Source organism: Burkholderia pyrrocinia, from assembly GCF_022809715.1.
GTDB lineage: Bacteria > Pseudomonadota > Gammaproteobacteria > Burkholderiales > Burkholderiaceae > Burkholderia > Burkholderia pyrrocinia_C.
Map to the genome: position 1 here is coordinate 739,553 of NZ_CP094460.1, position 16,964 is coordinate 756,516.

General features: G+C 65.9%; 16 protein-coding genes and 1 pseudogene. 2 read left to right on the forward strand and 15 right to left on the reverse strand.

What is annotated here, in order from left to right:
* Nucleotides 1–39: 39 nt before the first annotated feature.
* Nucleotides 40–144 (reverse strand): annotated as a pseudogene (locus MRS60_RS35185) (1-phosphofructokinase family hexose kinase); the annotation flags it as partial.
* 115 nt (nt 145–259) lie between these two features.
* Between MRS60_RS35185 and MRS60_RS20145 the strand changes: the two are divergent.
* Nucleotides 260–2,053 carry an adenosylcobalamin-dependent ribonucleoside-diphosphate reductase gene (locus MRS60_RS20145; RefSeq protein ID WP_243566513.1) on the forward strand — a complete coding sequence of 598 codons (1,794 nt, stop codon included), beginning with the start codon at nt 260–262 and terminating at the stop codon, nt 2,051–2,053.
* Nucleotides 2,054–2,109: 56 nt separating this feature from the next.
* Here the strand turns inward: MRS60_RS20145 and ftsH are convergent, their stop codons facing one another.
* The 4 genes from ftsH to MRS60_RS20165 all read right to left on the reverse strand — a co-directional run bounded on the left by ftsH (nt 2,110) and on the right by MRS60_RS20165 (nt 5,985).
* Nucleotides 2,110–4,017 carry an ATP-dependent zinc metalloprotease FtsH gene (gene ftsH / locus MRS60_RS20150; RefSeq protein WP_243566514.1) on the reverse strand — a complete coding sequence of 636 codons (1,908 nt, stop codon included), beginning with the start codon at nt 4,015–4,017 and terminating at the stop codon, nt 2,110–2,112.
* A gap of 33 nt (nt 4,018–4,050) precedes the next feature.
* The gene (locus tag MRS60_RS20155; RefSeq protein ID WP_034179483.1) at nt 4,051–4,560 is read right to left on the reverse strand and encodes a BCAM0308 family protein; all 510 of its coding nucleotides are present in this window, start codon (nt 4,558–4,560) and stop codon (nt 4,051–4,053) included.
* A gap of 39 nt (nt 4,561–4,599) precedes the next feature.
* Nucleotides 4,600–5,247, reverse strand: coding sequence for a BON domain-containing protein (locus MRS60_RS20160; protein ID WP_243566515.1), 648 nt, complete (start codon nt 5,245–5,247; stop codon nt 4,600–4,602).
* 324 nt (nt 5,248–5,571) lie between these two features.
* A complete protein-coding gene (locus MRS60_RS20165; RefSeq protein ID WP_243566874.1) occupies nt 5,572–5,985 on the reverse strand; it encodes a hypothetical protein in 414 nt (137 codons plus the stop codon).
* Between MRS60_RS20165 and fnr the strand changes: the two genes are divergently transcribed.
* Nucleotides 5,873–6,625, forward strand: coding sequence for a fumarate/nitrate reduction transcriptional regulator Fnr (gene fnr, locus MRS60_RS20170; protein ID WP_243566857.1), 753 nt, complete (start codon nt 5,873–5,875; stop codon nt 6,623–6,625). The genes MRS60_RS20165 and fnr overlap by 113 nt on opposite strands.
* A 138-nt stretch (nt 6,626–6,763) precedes the next feature.
* On the opposite strand, the gene MRS60_RS20175 is transcribed toward fnr, so the two are convergent.
* The 10 genes from MRS60_RS20175 to MRS60_RS20220 form a co-directional block, all read right to left on the reverse strand.
* A complete protein-coding gene (locus tag MRS60_RS20175) occupies nt 6,764–7,249 on the reverse strand; it encodes a hypothetical protein (RefSeq protein ID WP_152603884.1) in 486 nt (161 codons plus the stop codon).
* 213 nt (nt 7,250–7,462) lie between these two features.
* Entirely contained in the window at nt 7,463–8,005 is a 543-nt protein-coding gene (locus tag MRS60_RS20180) for a glycoside hydrolase family 19 protein (RefSeq protein WP_243566516.1), read from the reverse strand.
* On the reverse strand, nt 7,992–8,951 hold the full coding sequence (locus tag MRS60_RS20185; RefSeq protein ID WP_243566517.1) for a DUF4239 domain-containing protein: 960 nt from the start codon (nt 8,949–8,951) through the stop codon (nt 7,992–7,994). The genes MRS60_RS20180 and MRS60_RS20185 overlap by 14 nt, the downstream gene beginning before the upstream one ends.
* Complete coding sequence (locus MRS60_RS20190) at nt 8,948–9,886, reverse strand: hypothetical protein (protein ID WP_243566518.1); 939 nt, start codon at nt 9,884–9,886, stop codon at nt 8,948–8,950. Before MRS60_RS20190 ends, MRS60_RS20185 begins: the two co-directional genes overlap by 4 nt.
* A gap of 154 nt (nt 9,887–10,040) precedes the next feature.
* On the reverse strand, nt 10,041–10,700 hold the full coding sequence (locus MRS60_RS20195; RefSeq protein WP_243566519.1) for a hypothetical protein: 660 nt from the start codon (nt 10,698–10,700) through the stop codon (nt 10,041–10,043).
* Between the two features lie 94 nt (nt 10,701–10,794).
* Nucleotides 10,795–12,498, reverse strand: coding sequence for a S8 family serine peptidase (locus MRS60_RS20200; RefSeq protein WP_243566520.1), 1,704 nt, complete (start codon nt 12,496–12,498; stop codon nt 10,795–10,797).
* A gap of 163 nt (nt 12,499–12,661) precedes the next feature.
* A complete protein-coding gene (locus tag MRS60_RS20205; protein ID WP_243566521.1) occupies nt 12,662–13,903 on the reverse strand; it encodes a hypothetical protein in 1,242 nt (413 codons plus the stop codon).
* A gap of 199 nt (nt 13,904–14,102) precedes the next feature.
* Nucleotides 14,103–14,279, reverse strand: coding sequence for a hypothetical protein (locus MRS60_RS20210; protein WP_243566522.1), 177 nt, complete (start codon nt 14,277–14,279; stop codon nt 14,103–14,105).
* Between the two features lie 17 nt (nt 14,280–14,296).
* Nucleotides 14,297–14,551 carry a response regulator transcription factor gene (locus MRS60_RS20215; protein ID WP_207921055.1) on the reverse strand — a complete coding sequence of 85 codons (255 nt, stop codon included), beginning with the start codon at nt 14,549–14,551 and terminating at the stop codon, nt 14,297–14,299.
* 848 nt (nt 14,552–15,399) lie between these two features.
* Nucleotides 15,400–16,941 carry a UxaA family hydrolase gene (locus MRS60_RS20220; RefSeq protein WP_243566523.1) on the reverse strand — a complete coding sequence of 514 codons (1,542 nt, stop codon included), beginning with the start codon at nt 16,939–16,941 and terminating at the stop codon, nt 15,400–15,402.
* Nucleotides 16,942–16,964: the final 23 nt, after the last annotated feature.

Here is a 16,964-nt window from a genome sequence, read left to right on the forward strand (position 1 = left end):
ACGACGACGATACCGCGCACGTGCCTGGCGGCATCCGCGTCAGGTTGCTTCGGCAACCAGTTCGACATGAATCCGCTCGACATCGGCGCGTGTGCAAAGCGCCGTGCCGGGATGCTCGACCGAAGCAGCCGATGCTGCCAGCGCGGGCGCAGCGTTGACGGCGGTCAAGCAATGCCGCAAAGGCGCCGGATTGCGCTCGATCAACGACGCGTGCCGGCAGGCCCTTACAGTGAATCATTCGCCGTCGCGGAGCCTCGCCATGGACGAGCAGTCGCTTTGCACCACCGTGTTCGCCGAACGCTATGCGCAGTCCGGCGAAACGTCCCACGCAGCCGTATTCCGGCGCGTTGCCCATGCGCTGTCGCTCGCCGAACCGGCGGAGCTTCACATGCAGGCCGAGCGCGCGTTCTTTCTGAATCTGATGCGCGGGGCGATCGGCGCCGGCCGCATCCTCGCGAACGCAGGCGCGCAGACGGGCGGAACGATGATCAACTGCTTCGTCCATCCACTCGAGATTCCAGCCGAGATGCCCGTGCAGGCCGTCGACGCAGCGCTCGAGCGCGCACTCGACGACGCACGGCACACGCTGCTGATGGGGGGCGGAATCGGCTACGACTTCTCGCCGGTGCCACCCGCGGACGCTTACCAGCGACGTCTCTCATCCGAACAAGGCGTGTGCGCGGCAATCGACCGCTTCGATGCGATGTGCCGCGCGCTGCCGTTCACCGGTCCGCGCCGGGGCGCGCAAATGGGTGTGCTGCGATGCGATCATCCGGACCTGGTCGCGTTCGTTACGGCCAAGCGCGGACGATCGCGCTGGTCGACGTTCAATCTGTCGGTCGGCATCACGGACGCGTTCATGGAGGCGGTCGCGTACGACCGGCCGTGGGCGCTCGTCCATGATGCGCCGCGCTATTGCGCGTCCGGCGCACCGTCCCGGCAGCCGGACGGGCGTTACCTTTACGCGACGGTTCCGGCCCGTACGCTGTGGCATGAGATCGTCAACGCCGCGCGCGACAGCGCCGAGCCCGGACTGCTGTTCCTCGATACGATCCGCGATGCGAATCCGCTGCGCGAACACGAGCGGATCGACGCGACGAACCCGTGCGGCGAGCAGCCGCTGCCGTCCCATGGCAGCTGTGTGCTGGGGCCGATCGACCTGTCGCGCTTCGTTCACCACCCGTTCGGTGTCGACGGCAAGCCACGCTTCGACTTCGCGACGCTCGCCGATGCGGTGCGTATCCAGGTACGCATGCTCGACAACGTGCTCGACCTGACCGCTTGGCCACTCGCCGCGCACGAGCGCGAGGCGCACCGGAAGCGGCGCATCGGTGTCGGCGTAACGGGGCTTGGCGATGCGCTGACGATGCTGCGGCTGCGCTATGACAGCGCCGAAGCGCGCGCGTTTGCGCGCGGTATCGCGCTGACGATGCGCGAGCATGCGTTTGCCGCATCGGCCGCGCTTGCCGCCGAGCGCGGCGCGTTTCCGGCCTACGATCCGGCCGCCTATCTGGCCGGCCCCGCAAACCGCATGCTCCTGCCGCTGAAGGTGCATCACGCGATCGCACGGCACGGGCTGCGCAACAGCCATCTGCTGTCGTTCGCGCCGGCCGGCAGCGTGAGTCTCGCGTTTTGCGACAACTGTTCGAACGGGATCGAACCGGCCGTCGGCTGGACGCAGCGTCGAATGGTCCGCACCGCGGGCGGACGCGTCCGTCCGTTTCGTGTCGAGAATCACGCTTACCGGCTGTTTCGCGAACTGCATGGCGACAATGTCCGGCTGCCCGACTATTTCGTCACCGCGGCGGATATCGCACCGGCCGATCATGTCGCGATGCTCGCTGCGCTGCAGCCCTGCATCGACGCCGGCATCTCGAAGACCGTGACGATGCCCGGCCAGTGTTCGCTTTCCCAGGTCGACGAACTGTTCTTTCTGGCGTGGCGCGAGCGGCTCAAGGGGATCACGGTGTTCCGGCCCGATCCACAGCTCGCGTCGGTCGTCACCGATGACGCCGCGCAACAGCGCGACGGCACCGTCTGCATCAACTGCTGAACGACACGATAGCCGGCCGGAAGCGTTCGGCAGTTCGGCACGAAGCGGGCAACCGTTCAGACGGGAGCGCCCGTTGTCGCCGCCGATTCCGCTTCCGCGGGCCGGCCCGGCTCGTCGGCATCGTCCGGCCCCGCAATGAGCGCCATCAGCATGTCGTGATCGATCGACTCGTGCAGCAACAGGCACTGGGCAATCCGTTCGAGCGCGTCGCGGTGCTCACCGAGCGTTGCCGCGACCCGCACGTGCGCATCCTCGAGCAGCGCACGCACCTCCTCGTCGATCAGTTGCGCCGTGTGTTCGCTGCAACGGCCGTCGCCCGGCGTCCATACGCCGGGCGCCCGGCCCTGCGATGCAGCGTCGTCGAACGTCGACAGGCCGATCTTGTCGCTCATCCCGTACTGCATGACCATGTGCCGGGCGAGCGCGGTCGCCCGCTCGAGATCGTTCTGCGCGCCGGTCGACACGTCGCCGAACGCGATTTCCTCGGCCACCCGCCCGCCAAGCAATACGTCGAGCCGGTCGAGCAATTCGCTCCTGCGCAGCACGTAGCGATCCTCGGTCGGCACCTGCTGCGTATAGCCGAGTGCCGCGATGCCGCGCGGGATGATCGACACCTTCTTCACCGGATCGCAGTGCGCGCGGCTTTGCGCGACGAGCGCGTGGCCCGACTCGTGGTACGCAATGGTGCGCTTCTCCTGCTCGTTCATCACGCGGCTCTTGCGCTCCATGCCCGTCATCGCGCGATCGATCGCCTCGTCGAAGTCGGCCATCCCGATCGCCGGTTTGCCGAGTTCGGCCGCATGCAGCGCGGCCTCGTTGACGACATTCGCGAGATCGGCACCGACAAATCCCGGCGTGCGCGATGCCAGCTCGGCCAGATCGACTTCGGGGGCAAGCTTCACGCGCTTCGTGTGCACGGCCAGAATCTGCTTGCGTCCGTTCAGGTCCGGCCGGTCGATCGCGATGTGCCGGTCGAAACGTCCGGGGCGCAGCAGCGCGGGATCCAGGATCTCCGGCCGGTTGGTCGCGGCCATGATGATGACGCCGGAATTCGCCTGAAAGCCGTCCATCTCGACGAGCAACTGGTTCAGCGTCTGCTCGCGCTCGTCGTTGCCGGACATCGGGCCGACGCCGCGCGCCTTGCCGAGCGCATCGAGTTCGTCGATGAACACGATGCACGGCGCCTTTTGCTGCGCCTGTTCGAACAGATCGCGCACGCGAGCCGCGCCGACGCCGACGAACATCTCGACGAATGCCGAGCCGCTGATCGAGAAAAACGGCACAGCCGCCTCGCCGGCGACCGCGCGCGCGAGCAGTGTCTTGCCGGTGCCGGGCGCGCCGACGATCAGCACGCCCTTCGGAATCTTGCCGCCGAGCCGCTGATAGCGTTCGGGTTCGCGCAGGAACGCGACGATCTGCTGCAACTCGGCCTTCGCCTCGTCGATGCCCGCAATGTCGCTGAACGTGATGCCGGTTTCCTGCTGCACATAGACGCGCGCCCGGCTCTTTCCCATGCCGCTCAGGTCCCTTACCCCGCCCGGCCTGCGCATCATGAAGTTCCACACCAGTACGAAGGCGATCACCGGAAACGCCCACGTTGCAAGCGTCTCGATCCAGCTCGAATCCGGCATCCCGCGATAGCGGATGCCGGCGGCCGTCAGCGTGGCGACCAGGCGGTCGTCGGCTACCCGGCTCGTCGTGAAGCGCCACGGCGGTCCGGCCTTTTTCACGGCAATCGCGTCGGAGGCCGGCAGCATCGGGCCGGCTTCGGGCATGCGCAGTGCGCCCGAGATCGACGACTGACCGATCTCCAGATCGTCGACGAGACGCGCGTCGACCAGGCGGTGAAAGTCGCTGTACGAAATCGACGTCGCCTCCGGCTGACGCATCAGCAATTGAACCGCAATCAGTACGCCGAAGGCGATCGGGATCAGCAGCGCGGAATAGTCGAATGTTTTCTTCATTGCATTGATCCTGCACGACGGGCGCAGGCCAGGTCATGCATCGTCACGTGTCCATTGCGCGCGCAGCATGTCCTCGCTGTCGCGATAGTTGAGCGCGAGATTGCCGTGATGCGCATGCAGCAATGCTTCGCCCAGGCGCCGCACCATATGCATGCCCGTCGTCCGGATGACGAGCGTATCGCGGGATTTCTCGATTTCCATGATGCGTTCGAGCGCATGTTCGCTCGTCTCCAGATCCGCCTGATGCTCGAGCAGTTCGAGGATCGCCGACCGGTGCGCGCGCACGTAATCGCCATGCAATACCAGTTCGCCCGCCGGTGCGTTTTCCCGCATGCGCTTGCAGGCCGGGCATTCGAGTTGCCGCCGGTCGAGCGGAGTCGCGTACCAGGTCCAGCGGCCCTCGTCGCAGACGGCGCCGCAGCCTTCGCAGATCCTGTCGCCCTTCGGCCGCTTCGGATCGCGATAACTGTCCTTCGTATGCGGCGGCATGCGCTGGTCGCGGCGCAGGTAGTTTCGACCGGGGCCGGAATTTGAACGGTTCATTGCTGTTTCTCCCTGTAGTGGGCAGTACGAGCAAGCCGGTCAGGCAACGGTGAGCCGGTCGACGACTTCGCGAACACCCCTGACCGACCCTGCCGCGCCGCACGCGGCACGCCTTTCCGCCAGCGACGCGACCGTGCCCGTCAATGTGACGATGCCGTCGACCGCATCGATCGAAATCCCCGCGGATTCACGCTGTGCGCGTCGCGCGAGCGCTTCGGCAATCCGCGCGCCGACGTCCGGCACCGTATGGTCGGCACGCACCTGGATGCGGTTCGCCACGCCGACGACGCCGATCATCCGGCTCACCATCGCTTCCGCCGCACGGCTCTGGAACGCGTGATCCACTTCGCCGTCGAGCGTCACGCAGCCGTGATCGACCTCGACGCGAATCTTGTGATCGCGCAACGCGTCCTGCCAGCCGAGCGCGAACGTGATCGCGATCGCCAGCTCCTGATCGGCGCAGGCGTTCTCCGGCGGTGCAACGTTCAGTTCGAGTACCAGCGCGCGCGCGTCCGCGACATGCAGCGCCGTTTTCTGCGCCTCGAGTTTCCGGGCCCAGCTGTCGACCGTGCCGCGCAATGTGACGATCCGGTCGCGGACGTCGACGTCGATCTGGCGCGCATCGATCGCCGGATTCCAGAAAAGCGCCTGCTCGACATCCTGCTTGAGTGCTGCATCGGACTTCATCGCGGTCTCCCGTCGGCCCGTGTCGATCGCGAGTCTTGCAATCGGATCCGTGCCGCACCGCATTCAGCATCGCGCATGGCGGCTCGGGCAGCTTGACGAGGATCAATCAACAGCGGGCGGCGGGCGTGCGACGGCTGAATTTGTCCGTTGATATGGATCGGTGCGCCAAACAATCACGACACCGGATTCCACGAAAGCCGTGGCAACCGGAACGCTCCGCAAATTCCTCTTACGGTATCGGTGTTATCCAAGATGCTGCACGGCATCGCCGCAGGCATTGAGCCAGGTCAACGGGTTCACCGCCGCGCCGCTGTAGGAAACGTCCTACAACCCTTCCGCATCACCTACCTCATCTTCAATGCCGGCTGATTTCCCTGGCGCTGCACGGCATCCATACTTCCCATCAAGAACAACAAACACACGTGCCTCCCGGCGCAAAGGCAGCATCACCGTCGAGACCGGTACATCGGTCTCCTGGCCCGTCCGGTGGGGTTCTCCCTTCACGAAGGCGGTAGACGCCAAGGCCGCCGGCAATACAGTCAGCGCGATCCTGCCCGACAGCAATTCGCCGCTGCCCCACGAATTGGAGCCGATCATGGAGAGCCATGCCAATGTCTCGACGACCATGCCGTTGCATCCGTTACGCCCGTTCATCCCGCTGCGTCCCGTCGAGCCGGCGGACCAGCCGAAGCGCGCCACGTCCCGCTGCTCGACGTGCACGTTGCGTACCGTCTGCATGCCGCCCGATCTTTCGCCTGACGATTTCGCGCGTCTCGACGCAATGATCTGCACGACGCGTCACGTCAGGCGCGGCGAAACGCTGTTTCGCGCGGGCGATGCGTTCAACAGCATCTATGCGGTGAGAACCGGTTCGTTCAAGACCACCATGATGCATCGCGACGGCGACGAGCAGATCACCGGCTTCCCGATCGTCGGCGAATCGCTCGGGCTCGACGGCGTGCACACCGGGCACCACAACGGCGACGCGATCGCACTCGAGGACAGCACGGTCTGCATCATTCCGTTCGGCCAGCTCGAGCAGATGTGCCGCGAAGTACGGTCGATGCAACATCACGTGTACCAGATGATGAGCGGCGAAATCGTCCGCGAATCCGCGCTGATGCTGCTGCTCGGCACGATGACCGCCGAGCAGCGCGTGGCCGAATTCCTGCTGAACCTTTCCACGCGCTTCAAGGCACGCGGCTACTCGGCCGCGGAATTCGTGTTGCGGATGACGCGCGACGAGATCGGAGAATATCTCGGGATGAAGCTCGAAACGGTCAGCCGCATGCTGTCGAAGTTCCAGCACAAGGGGCTCGTCGCGGCGCAAGGCAAGCAGATTCGCATCGTCGATTCGGACGGCCTCGGGAAAGTCTGACCTCGCTGCGGGTGCGTCGCACGCAGGCGCCGGGGGCTCGCGTACCTCTGCACACTGGACATCCGACAGGCTCGCGCATGAGCGGTCCTGCTGTTGCCGGCGAACCAGCATTACGGTGATTGCGCCGGCAACCTCGTTTCATTGAAGCGGCTGGTTTGCCAGATCGCCCAGTTTGGCTCGCGCATTTTCGACTCTCGCAAGCACGCCACGATCGTTAGGGACGTCAAGCCTGGTCCCCCGTCCGTCGCCGGACGATGCCGACCTGAACAGGTTTTCCTCCCAATCGCAGATCGCATAGACGCTGTCGCGAATCGATGTATCAAAATCGGCCGGATTGATCGGCAGGTGGAGTGCCTGCCGCCCTATTCGACGCAACAGGCCAGACACATTGGCGACCACTGTCCTTCTCGTTTGGCCGATGACATGGTTGTCCGCAATGTTCTTCATGATCCAGTTGTACGGAATGTAGTGCTTCAGCGAGCCGCTGTTGTCCCCGTCCGTCTTCGTGTAAGAAGGATTGCTCGCCGGACGGTCGATCACGACGTTACCGATCGTTTCGTCAAGCCAATTTTGTGCCTGATCGTCATGGCCAAGATGTTTCCGCGTTTGTGGTGTGAATGTCATGATGTGTCATCCTAATTAACTGTCGGCCACGTGGAGGCAGGTCGGGCATTTCAGGCAGCGCATATCGACAACGCGACGCCATGCTTCCGGAAAACAGGTCGTGCCGCCACGGGGCAAATGGAGTATGAAAGAGGTATGGGCGTTCCACCCAGGCTCACGTGTTCATGATGCATCCCTCCGTTGGTTGGTCAGTCGTTGCGCCATACCGAACGCTCACAGGCACATCGCCTTCTTGGCGATCGCCCATCGGTGCATCCGGTCTTCGAGTCCATTGACACCGCCGTTGATGCGTCTCGTCAGCGACACGAAATCGCCCGAGTCGGCGATCAGGTTGCAGCCGTGCCGTTCCCACCACCAGGCCGCCGAGCGCGCGGCCAGCGGTTCCCGTTCGAGGAGTTCGGGCTGGCGCTCGAGATCGGCACCGAGTGCGTTGCCGCATTCGCGGTAGTTCGCGCGCCCGGTGATCTGGATGAGCCCGCGTCCGAGGAAGCGCCTGCCATCGCCCGCGTGGACGTTGCCGAGTTCGGCGGCCTTGCGCGACGGCGGCTCATAGGCGCGCTGTGCAGTTGTCGGCCCCCACAGCTCGCGCGTGAGCGTGAAGCCGAGCGTCTCGTGGCCGGTTTGCGCGACGAAGGCCGCGATACGCCCGGGGGTCGAGATGCCGAATTCGGCCATCGCGGCGGCAAGTGCCGGATACCAGCGTTGCGCGAGCACGGCGGATACGGCGGCGGCAGACTGGAATTCATCGGGTGTCATCGCGTTCTCCTTGCGAGGCATGGGCGAGCGAGGCCGCGGCGGATGCGCTCGGCGGTAATGAAACGGTCGAGGCAGTCAACGCGGCTGCGTCGTCCACCTGCGAGCGCGTCGGGCTGCGCGGCGAAGGCGGAACGTTGCGATGCGCGGCCGGCCCGGTTCGCTGCGCTTGCGCGTCGATCGCGGCGACGATCGCGCGCAGCGACTCCGGCTTGACGCTGACTTCGCCTGCGAACGGACGATCGACGGCAAGCACGAAGAAGAACGCGAGTCCGAGCGTGAGCGCCCAGCTCGCGACGAGCGCGATGTTGAAGCGCGTGCCCGGAAGGATGTAAAGGAGCAGAAACGACACGACACTCGCGAGCAGCACCACACCCCACAGCGTGGCCGGCATCGCGACGTCGAGCGTCAGCAGGCGCTGTTCGCGATGCTTTGCCATCTCGTTGACGCGTGCGAGCACCTCGCCGAGCAGCACGCGCTGCCTTTCGCTGCGCGGCTCGATCCGGTTGGCCATGTCGAACAGGCGATCGAAGCGGGCCGCCGTCTGCGCATCCGCACTCGCGTGCTGCTGCATCGTCGGCCACTCGTAACGGACGACACCGTCGAGGTAGGCGCGCAGCGCGCCCGAGGCGGCGTCGGCGACCGGATCGCCGAATGCGGCGAGATCGCGCGACAGCTCGCCGGCCGCGGTCGCTTCCGCGTCGACGGTGCGCTCCGCGCTGTTGTACGCGTCCCACACGCTGATCGCCGAAAACGCGACGAGCAGCGAGTTGATCGTCGTGATGACCGACACCATCGTGAGCGCCATCGCGCGCTGCTCGGGATGCAGGTCGACCGGCGCGATGCGGCGGAACAGCGCGTAGCCGGCCAGTGCGGCCGCGACGGTCGCGGTCACGACGAAGAGCCCCATCAGCCACGACGGCCAGTTGTAAAGAAAGAGCATGGTCATTCCCCGATTGCGTTTGCGCCGTCCTGACGGCCCGTGCGCGGCGCGTCTGCCGACAGCATCGCGCGTGTGAATTCGGCGAGCCGCTGCTTGACCGCATCGGCCGGCATCCCCGTTTCGAGCGATTGCTGAAGCCGCAGCAGATCCGCCGCGAGTTCGCTTTGCCATTGCACGCGCTCGGTCGCCGCATGGGCGCGATGCGCTTCGAAGGTCGCTTGCGCGGCGGCCGCGGTGTCGCCGCGCACGAGCGTCTCGAGCGTTTCGACGAGCCGGTGCAGCAGCCGATGCACGGCGGTCGCCGAGAAACCGCCGAGCATCGCAAGCGCCGGCTTGCCGAAGCTGCGCGTGCTTGCGCCGTCGTACAGGTGCGGCGGCAGCAGCTCGACGAGAATCAGGCCGGCGATCACGCCGAGAATCAGCCGCGCGCCGTACGACGCGTCGTACTTCGGGTCGTATGTCGAATTCGCGACGTAGCGATGAGCCTGGAACAGCGTGGCGAATGACGCGCCGAGCCCGGCGCAGAACATCAGGAACAGCGCATTCCACAGCAGCCGGGTGCCGTGCGAATCGAGAAACCCCTGATCGATGTTCGCGACCGACACTTCCGGCGACAGCGACGTCGCAATCACCGCGACCAGAAACGTCGCGGCGGAGAGCGTCAGCGCGCGGATCAGCGGTACCGGGCCGAGCCACGCGAAGCGCGAGCGGACGCGCAGTTCGCCGTCGAGCAGCGTGACCGCCTGCGGCGTCGCGGGCGCGATCGCGACCGCGAGCCGGCGATGAATCGCGGCAAGCGCGTACGATGCGCCGTGCACGGACGACGCATCGTCCGCCGCGGATTCAGCCGCGGCGCGCGATGCCGCGACCATCAGCATCGACAACTGCGCGATCAGATCGGGCGCCACCGCGATGCCGTGCTGCAATGCGTAGCGCGCCATCGCATTGCATTCGATTTGCAACTGCCCGATCAGATCGCGCCTCGATGCGGCCGTGTTCGTACCGTCCGCTTCGGGCGGTGCGTCCGCCGTTGTCCGGGACCATGAACGATGCATGCGCATGACGGTTCTCCACGATGTCGGCGGGCAACGCGCGCTACAGCCGCACTTCGTCGCCGCAATTGCCGCCCGGCGCCAGGACCAGCATGCCGCCCTTGTCGCGATACGCGAATACGTCGGACCAGTCGCGCAGCCGGTAGCGCACTTCCGCGAGACGTCCGTCGGGCGTGCACAGGAACTGGACCGCCTTGTCCGCGCCGAGGAAGAAATCGTGCAGTTGCGCGTTCTTCAGCTCGTCGAGCCGCACCACCTTGTTGTCGTGCTCGTTCAGGTAGCGGCCGAGATTCGTGAGGCCGACCGCACGCGCCATCGCGGCAAGCTCGGCGGCGTAGCCGGCGGGCGCGTAGCCCGTGCAGCTCCCGTAGCGGTTCCATTGCTGCTGGAATGCATCGGCGCTCGCGGGCGCGATATACGGCGCGGCATCGCCGGGCAACGTGTCGGCCGGAACCGCCGCCGTATCGCAATCGCGCCGCGGCGTATACAGGCCGATCGCCGTGATCCGGATCGGTGTGCCGTCGGCGGCCTGGCGCGCGGACGGCGGCTGGCCGGACGTGCATGTCTGCGCGCCGTCGCCGCCGACGCACGAGCCGAGCTTCCAGGACAGCGACAGCGTCCAGTCCTGCGCGTGTGCGCCGGCGCAGGTCAGAATCAGGCTGGCGGCGCAGGCCGCCCGGGTGATGCGCAACAGGGTCGACATGTCGAATTTCTCCTTGTGTGTGGTGACGTGCGCCGGCCGACGGAATCGGCCGGCGGCCGGCGATCGGCGGTCGGCCGGCGCGGTTCGCGCGCGGTCAGCGGGCCGCCTGCTGCAACAGCTGGCGAAGGTTCTGGATGCGCGGCAGGCCGGCGCCGAAGCGATTCGCGACGTCGTACTGCACGATCGGCGTGCAGATCATCCGGATCAGCTGAAACAGCGCGGCGACGCGCTCCGGCCGGCGCGGCCCGAGATGGTTGACGATCTGCGGATCGCTCAACAGCAGCGCCGCGAGCCCCGTGATGTGCGGCGCCGCCATCGACGTGCCGGATTCGGCATTGAACGCCGACCCCGGCACGGTCGACACGACGCCGACGCCCGGCCCGCACACGCCGATTTGCGGACCGTGGCACGAGAACGTCGGCGCGAAGAGGCCGTCGGGCGTCGCAGCCTGCGCGACGATCTGCGTTTGCTCCCACGTGTTGCCGGGCAGCTCGCGCTGCAGTCCCAGCGCCGATACCGCGAGCACGTACGGCGACGAGGCCGGGTACTGGACCGGGCCGCCCGAATTGCCGGCCGCGACGATGCATGCGACGCCGGATTGCACGGCCTCCATCAGCTTCTGCTCGACGGCGAGCGACGCCTGCGGCGCGCCAAGGCTCAGGTTCACGACGTCGATGTCGTGGTCGATGCAATAGTCGAGCGCCTGGATCAGCGTACTGAACTGGCCGCCGGGAAAGATCTTCAGCACATGGATCTCTGCGTCGGGCACGAAACCGCGCATCGCCATCTGCGCGTCGGCGGCCTGCGGACTGATTCGCGCGGCGATCACGCCCGCGCAATGCGATCCGTGGCCGATCACGTCGTCCTTCCAGGTATCCGGGTTCTGGTCGTTGGTCAGATCGGCGCCGCGCAGGATATGGTTCAACAGCGGATGCGACGCGTCCGCCCCCGAATCCACGATCGCGACGCGAACGCCGCGCCCCGTCGCCGTGGCGGGAAGCTCGTCGAGGCCCATCAGGCGCTGCCCCCACCCGAGCGGCGCACGCGGCGGCACGTTCGGGTTCGGCTGGGACAACGGCGTGAGCCGCACCACGTTCGCCTGATCGCTCGACAGCAGCGGCGCCGGCAAATAGACATTCCAGTACGTGTGGGGCGGCCGCACCGCCAGCGACTGGAGCGGACCGGGCGCCATCTGCGCGACGGTCAGCGTCGTTTCGCCTCGCGCGTCGGTGGTGCCGCTCACCGGAAAGCCGTCGCCCGCGAGCGTCACCGGCACGCCGGGCTCGGGCTGGTCGTTCGCTCCCAGCACGCGGATCGTCACCGGGCGCAAGATCACCGACGCGATGGCCGCCTGCGGACGAAGCTCGGCGCCGGACTCCTGTTGCGGCTTTTTCCCATAGCCGAGCGGATGATCCTCCTCGACGATCATTCCCGGCGGCGCCGTCGCCTGCAGCACTTGCGCGTTCGCGGGATCCATCTTGACGACATACGTGTCGGTCGCTTCGTCCGGCCTCGCCGACATCATCTGCGCGTTCTTGTGGCTGTTGATCACGCGCACGACCTCGACGCCTGGGAGCCGGCCGACCGCATTGTCGAGGTCGTGAGCCGACATCGGCGTCACGGCCGCCTGGCGTGCGAGCACGCCACGCCGGGGCGCGATCAGATACTGGCGCTTGCCGCTCGTCACGTGGACCGCTTCGTCGGCCGTATCGGGCGGCGTGACGTCCGATGCGGCAGCCGCGCTGTCCGTCGGCATGGCTGCCGCCTTCGCGGCGGCGGGCTTCTTGTCCTTGTCCATCGCAATCTCCTTCGCGGCGCGCCAATCGCGACGCGTCGCGGGGTTAGTCGGTCGAAATTGACGGACGCGCATCCCGACGCGATCGGATCGTTGCGCGACGGGCGTCCGTCGGGTGCGCCACCGCGCGGTCACGCACGGTGGCGCAGGTCTTCAGTTGCAGCGGTCAGTGGAATGCCGGCTGGACAGGCATGACGGAGAACGGCAGAAAGCCGCCGAGTTGTCCGGCGACGGAGCCGACGGTGGGTGCGACCGACTTCAGGATGTCGCCGAACACACCTTGCGGTGCGAACGCTGCTTGCGGCTGAATGGCAAACGGCAGCAGGCTGCCAAGTTGGCCGAGCAGTTCGCCGATCATCGGCGCCGCGGTGCCGACGATGGCCCCGCCCACGCCCTGCGGCGCGAACGCTGCCTGCGGCTGCACCGAGAACGGCAGCAGGCCGCCGAGTTGTCCAGCAACGGTGCCGACGGTCGGTGCGACCGACTTCAGGATGTCGCCGAATACCCCTTGCGGCGCGAGCGCAGCCTGGGGCTGCGCAGCAAACGGCAGCAGACCGCCGAGTCGGCCGAGCAGCTCGCCGATCATCGGCGCCGCGGTGCCGACGATGGCCCCGCCCACGCCCTGCGGCGCGAACGCTGCCTGCGGCTGCACCGAGAACGGCAGCAGGCCGCCGAGTTGTCCAGCGACGGTGCCGACGGTCGGTGCGACCGACTTCAGGATGTCGCCGAATACCCCTTGCGGCGCGAGCGCAGCCTGGGGCTGCGCAGCAAACGGCAGCAGGCCGCCGAGTCGGCCGAGCAGCTCGCCGATCATCGGCGCCGCGGTGCCGACGATGGCCCCGCCCACGCCTTGGGGCGCGAACGCAGCCTGCGGCTGCGCCGAGAACGGCAGCAGGCCGCCGAGCTGACCGGCGACGGTGCCGACGGTCGGTGCGACCGACTTCAGGATGTCGCCGAATACCCCTTGCGGCGCGAACGCTGCCTGGGGCTGCGCAGCAAACGGCAGCAGACCGCCGAGTCGGCCGAGCAACTCGCCGATCATCGGCGCCGCGGTGCCGACGATGGCCCCGCCCACGCCCTGCGGCGCGAACGCTGCCTGCGGCTGCACCGAGAACGGCAGCAGGCCGCCGATCTGACCGGCGACGGTGCCGACGGTCGGTGCGACCGACTTCAGGATGTCGCCGAACACCCCTTGCGGTGCGAACGCCGCCTGCGGCTGCGCGGCAAACGGCAGCAGGCCGCCGAGTCGGCCGAGCAGTTCGCCGATCATCGGCGCGGCGGTACCGACGATGGCACCGCCCACGCCCTGCGGCGCGAACGCACCTTGCGCCACGGTCGACGCGTAAGCCGGAATGTGTCCCGTGACCGTGTGCGGTACCCCCGGCAATGCATGGTGTACATGAGTCATTTTCAAGTCCTTGATCGAGAGGAAAGAGACGGCGCACAAGCCGCAGGCGGTGCAGCGTGCGCGCCGTTCACATGCCGGCCGGCGATGCTTCCATCGACTCAGGACGCGTGCGTCGAAGCAAACATCGGAGGAATCGGCAGGTCAATTCTGCGAGGCAGGTCCTGCCGGCTCCATTCGGCAAATGCGGTATGCGTCGTTGTCATTGCGAGCCGGGCGGCGGAACAGAAAATGGTTCGGTGAGCCAGCCGGAAAGCACGGCCGTATGGAGCAGCGCGCAGATATTGGTAGAAGCCGCCTTCCCGAGAAGATGCGAGCGATGCTTGCGGGCGGTCTGGTCACTGATGCCCAGCGCACGGGCGACCTGCTTGTCGCTCATGCCGTCCGCAAGCAGTTTCAGTACCTCGCGTTCGCGCGGCGAGAACGGGTCGGCACGACGCGGGGCGCCGTTTTTTTGAGCACGTCAGGAAAGAGAATGAAATAGCAAATGGTCAGCTGCGCGGATTTCCGGAAGCCGAATTTGTTGAGCAGATTTTCGCGATGCTTGCGCGCGGTTGATACGGAAAAGACCAGTTCGGCCGCGATTTCACGGTCGGTCAGGCCTTTCGCGACCAGACCCAACACGACCATCTCGCGTGTGGTGAGTTTCAAGATGGATTCCCCGTTGACCCTTGAAAGGGCATCCCCTTTTCGTCACGGGAGCGGTGGTCTCCTTTGAATTTTCATGACACCCTCACCGGCGACCGGACTTCTCCCCTTACACACGCGACATGCAAAGGTGGATGCGCTTGAGACTGCAGTGATATTTCCGGTCGACCATTTATGAAACGAATTTGCCGCGAGTATTCATGTCGCTGCGGCGGTCGCAGCAACACTGCTCGGATTATTTGAATTCGGGCGATCGGAACGATGCATCATACGCCCGCCATTCGGCTTCGCATGATGATTGATATTACTGATTGAATTGACTCATCCGGCGTGCATTAAATCCTGAATTCACAGGTGAATTTTTATTTTTGTTTATAATTCACGGAATTCGACACAAACGAGAAATTCTCGGTTATTTAATTACAAAACGACGAAATCGAATTAGACGATCGAAAGCAACCTGGTCGAGGATTTGCGCTGAGCGTCTTCGTCCTTCCGAGCCGATCGTTTTTCGTTCGCAGGGCCCGCGCCCGCCACGGGGGCGCCCGGAAGCGGGCGCATCCACGATCAACTTCCCGGAAGAGGTGAAATCATGCGGTCGGCTTGCGATTGCATGCAACGTCGACGCTGCATAGCAGCGTCTCCTGGCAAACCGGGCTGTTGCGCGCCTCGCCCGAGATGATCGCAACAGATTGAGGTGAACTGACGTGCAACAGGCGACCACCCGATAAACTCGCTATTCCGCGGGCGGTTCACCTTCACTACGCGTAGAAATATAAAAGAAACACAGTTTCGTCTCGCAGATTTCCCGACGGAAATCTCGATCGCCACTGCCAACACGCAGTTCCCGGCTACGTCACCACACCCACCTGCCAGGGCACGAACTCGTTCTGCCCATAACCGTGCAACTCGCTTTTCGAATATCCGCCCGATGCGCAGTCGAGCATGCTCCTGAAAATCTCGTCGCCTAGCCGGGCGACCGTCGTCGTGCCGTCGATCACGCCGCCGCAATTGATGTCGATGTCCTCTTCCTGACGCTCCCACAGCGCCGTGTTCGTCGCAAGCTTCAGCGACGGCGCCGGCGCGCAGCCGTAGGCGGATCCGCGCCCGGTCGTGAAGCAGATCAGGTTCGCGCCCGACGCGACCTGCCCCGTCGCGGACATCGGGTCGTAGCCCGGTGAATCCATGAAGACCAGGCCGTGCGTATCGATTCGCTGCGCGTACTCGAACACGTCGACGAGGTTCGTGGTGCCCGCTTTCGCGATCGCGCCCAGCGATTTCTCGAGGATCGTCGTGAGTCCGCCCGCCTTGTTGCCGGCCGACGGATTATTGTCCAGCGCGGCGCCGTTGCGCGCGCAATAGCCTTCCCACCACGCGATTCGCGCGAGCAGCTTCTCGCCGACCTCGCGGCTGACGGCGCGCCGGGTAAGCAGATGCTCGGCGCCGTAGACTTCCGGCGTCTCGGAGAGTATCGCGGTGCCGCCCTGGCGTACCAGGCGGTCGACCGCCGCACCCAACGCGGGATTCGCGGAGATGCCCGAATATCCGTCGGAGCCACCGCACTGCAGCCCGACCACGAGATGCGATGCCGGCACCGCGACACGCGTCGTGCGGTTCGCGTCCGCGAGCATGTCCGTGACCATCGCGATGCCGCGCTCGATCGTCTTGCGCGTGCCGCCGCTTTCCTGAATCGTGAAATGCTGCAAGCGTGCGGCATCCGCGTGCCCGCCTTCGCGAAGTACATCGCCGATCTGATTGGTCTCGCACCCCAGGCCGATGAACAGCACCGAATGGAAGTTCGGATGCGCGGCGTAGCCGGCCAGCGTTCGGCGAAGAATCGCGATCCCGTCGCCGCGCGAGTCGATTCCGCAGCCGAGCCCGTGCGTGAGCGCGATCACCCCGTCGATGTTCGGATAACCGGCCAGGGCCTGCGGGTGCACATCGCGCCGGAAATGGTCGGCGATCGCGCGGGCTACCGTCGCGGAACAATTCACACTCGTCAGTATGCCGATGTAATTGCGCGTCGCGATCCGTCCGTCAGCTCGGCGAATGCCCATGAAGGTCGCCGGTGTATCGTCGAACAGCGTCGGACTCGCGGCCACGCCGAATTCATGCTCGCGCGCGAACTCGGCCATGCCGAGATTGTGCATGTGCACGTGCTGGCCGCGCACGATCGCTTCGCGCGCGACGCCGATGATCTGGTTGTAGCGCCTGATCGGCTCGCCTTTCGCGATGTCGCGCGTCGCGATCTTGTGACCGGGCGGAATCAGGCCGGCGACGACGAGCGCCTCGGATGCGATCCGGGCGCCGGATACGAGCTGGCGCGTCGCGATCACGACATCGTCGTTCGGATGCAGTCGGATCGCGACCTGTTCGGTGGCGGAGGTAGTCATGATGATGATCCTGGATGGGTCGT

What these genes read in the sequence shown, in the direction of transcription:
- MRS60_RS20145 (WP_243566513.1), top strand. Translation starts at nt 260, where the DNA reads ATGGACGAGCAGTCGCTTTGCACCACCGTGTTCGCCGAACGCTATGCG.
- ftsH (WP_243566514.1), bottom strand. Translation starts at nt 4,017, where the DNA reads ATGAAGAAAACATTCGACTATTCCGCGCTGCTGATCCCGATCGCCTTC.
- MRS60_RS20155 (WP_034179483.1), bottom strand. Translation starts at nt 4,560, where the DNA reads ATGAACCGTTCAAATTCCGGCCCCGGTCGAAACTACCTGCGCCGCGAC.
- MRS60_RS20160 (WP_243566515.1), bottom strand. Translation starts at nt 5,247, where the DNA reads ATGAAGTCCGATGCAGCACTCAAGCAGGATGTCGAGCAGGCGCTTTTC.
- fnr (WP_243566857.1), top strand. Translation starts at nt 5,873, where the DNA reads ATGCCGTTGCATCCGTTACGCCCGTTCATCCCGCTGCGTCCCGTCGAG.
- MRS60_RS20165 (WP_243566874.1), bottom strand. Translation starts at nt 5,985, where the DNA reads ATGCAGACGGTACGCAACGTGCACGTCGAGCAGCGGGACGTGGCGCGC.
- MRS60_RS20175 (WP_152603884.1), bottom strand. Translation starts at nt 7,249, where the DNA reads ATGACATTCACACCACAAACGCGGAAACATCTTGGCCATGACGATCAG.
- MRS60_RS20180 (WP_243566516.1), bottom strand. Translation starts at nt 8,005, where the DNA reads ATGACACCCGATGAATTCCAGTCTGCCGCCGCCGTATCCGCCGTGCTC.
- MRS60_RS20185 (WP_243566517.1), bottom strand. Translation starts at nt 8,951, where the DNA reads ATGACCATGCTCTTTCTTTACAACTGGCCGTCGTGGCTGATGGGGCTC.
- MRS60_RS20190 (WP_243566518.1), bottom strand. Translation starts at nt 9,886, where the DNA reads ATGGCGCGCTACGCATTGCAGCACGGCATCGCGGTGGCGCCCGATCTG.
- MRS60_RS20195 (WP_243566519.1), bottom strand. Translation starts at nt 10,700, where the DNA reads ATGTCGACCCTGTTGCGCATCACCCGGGCGGCCTGCGCCGCCAGCCTG.
- MRS60_RS20200 (WP_243566520.1), bottom strand. Translation starts at nt 12,498, where the DNA reads ATGGACAAGGACAAGAAGCCCGCCGCCGCGAAGGCGGCAGCCATGCCG.
- MRS60_RS20205 (WP_243566521.1), bottom strand. Translation starts at nt 13,903, where the DNA reads ATGACTCATGTACACCATGCATTGCCGGGGGTACCGCACACGGTCACG.
- MRS60_RS20210 (WP_243566522.1), bottom strand. Translation starts at nt 14,279, where the DNA reads ATGAGCGACAAGCAGGTCGCCCGTGCGCTGGGCATCAGTGACCAGACC.
- MRS60_RS20220 (WP_243566523.1), bottom strand. Translation starts at nt 16,941, where the DNA reads ATGACTACCTCCGCCACCGAACAGGTCGCGATCCGACTGCATCCGAAC.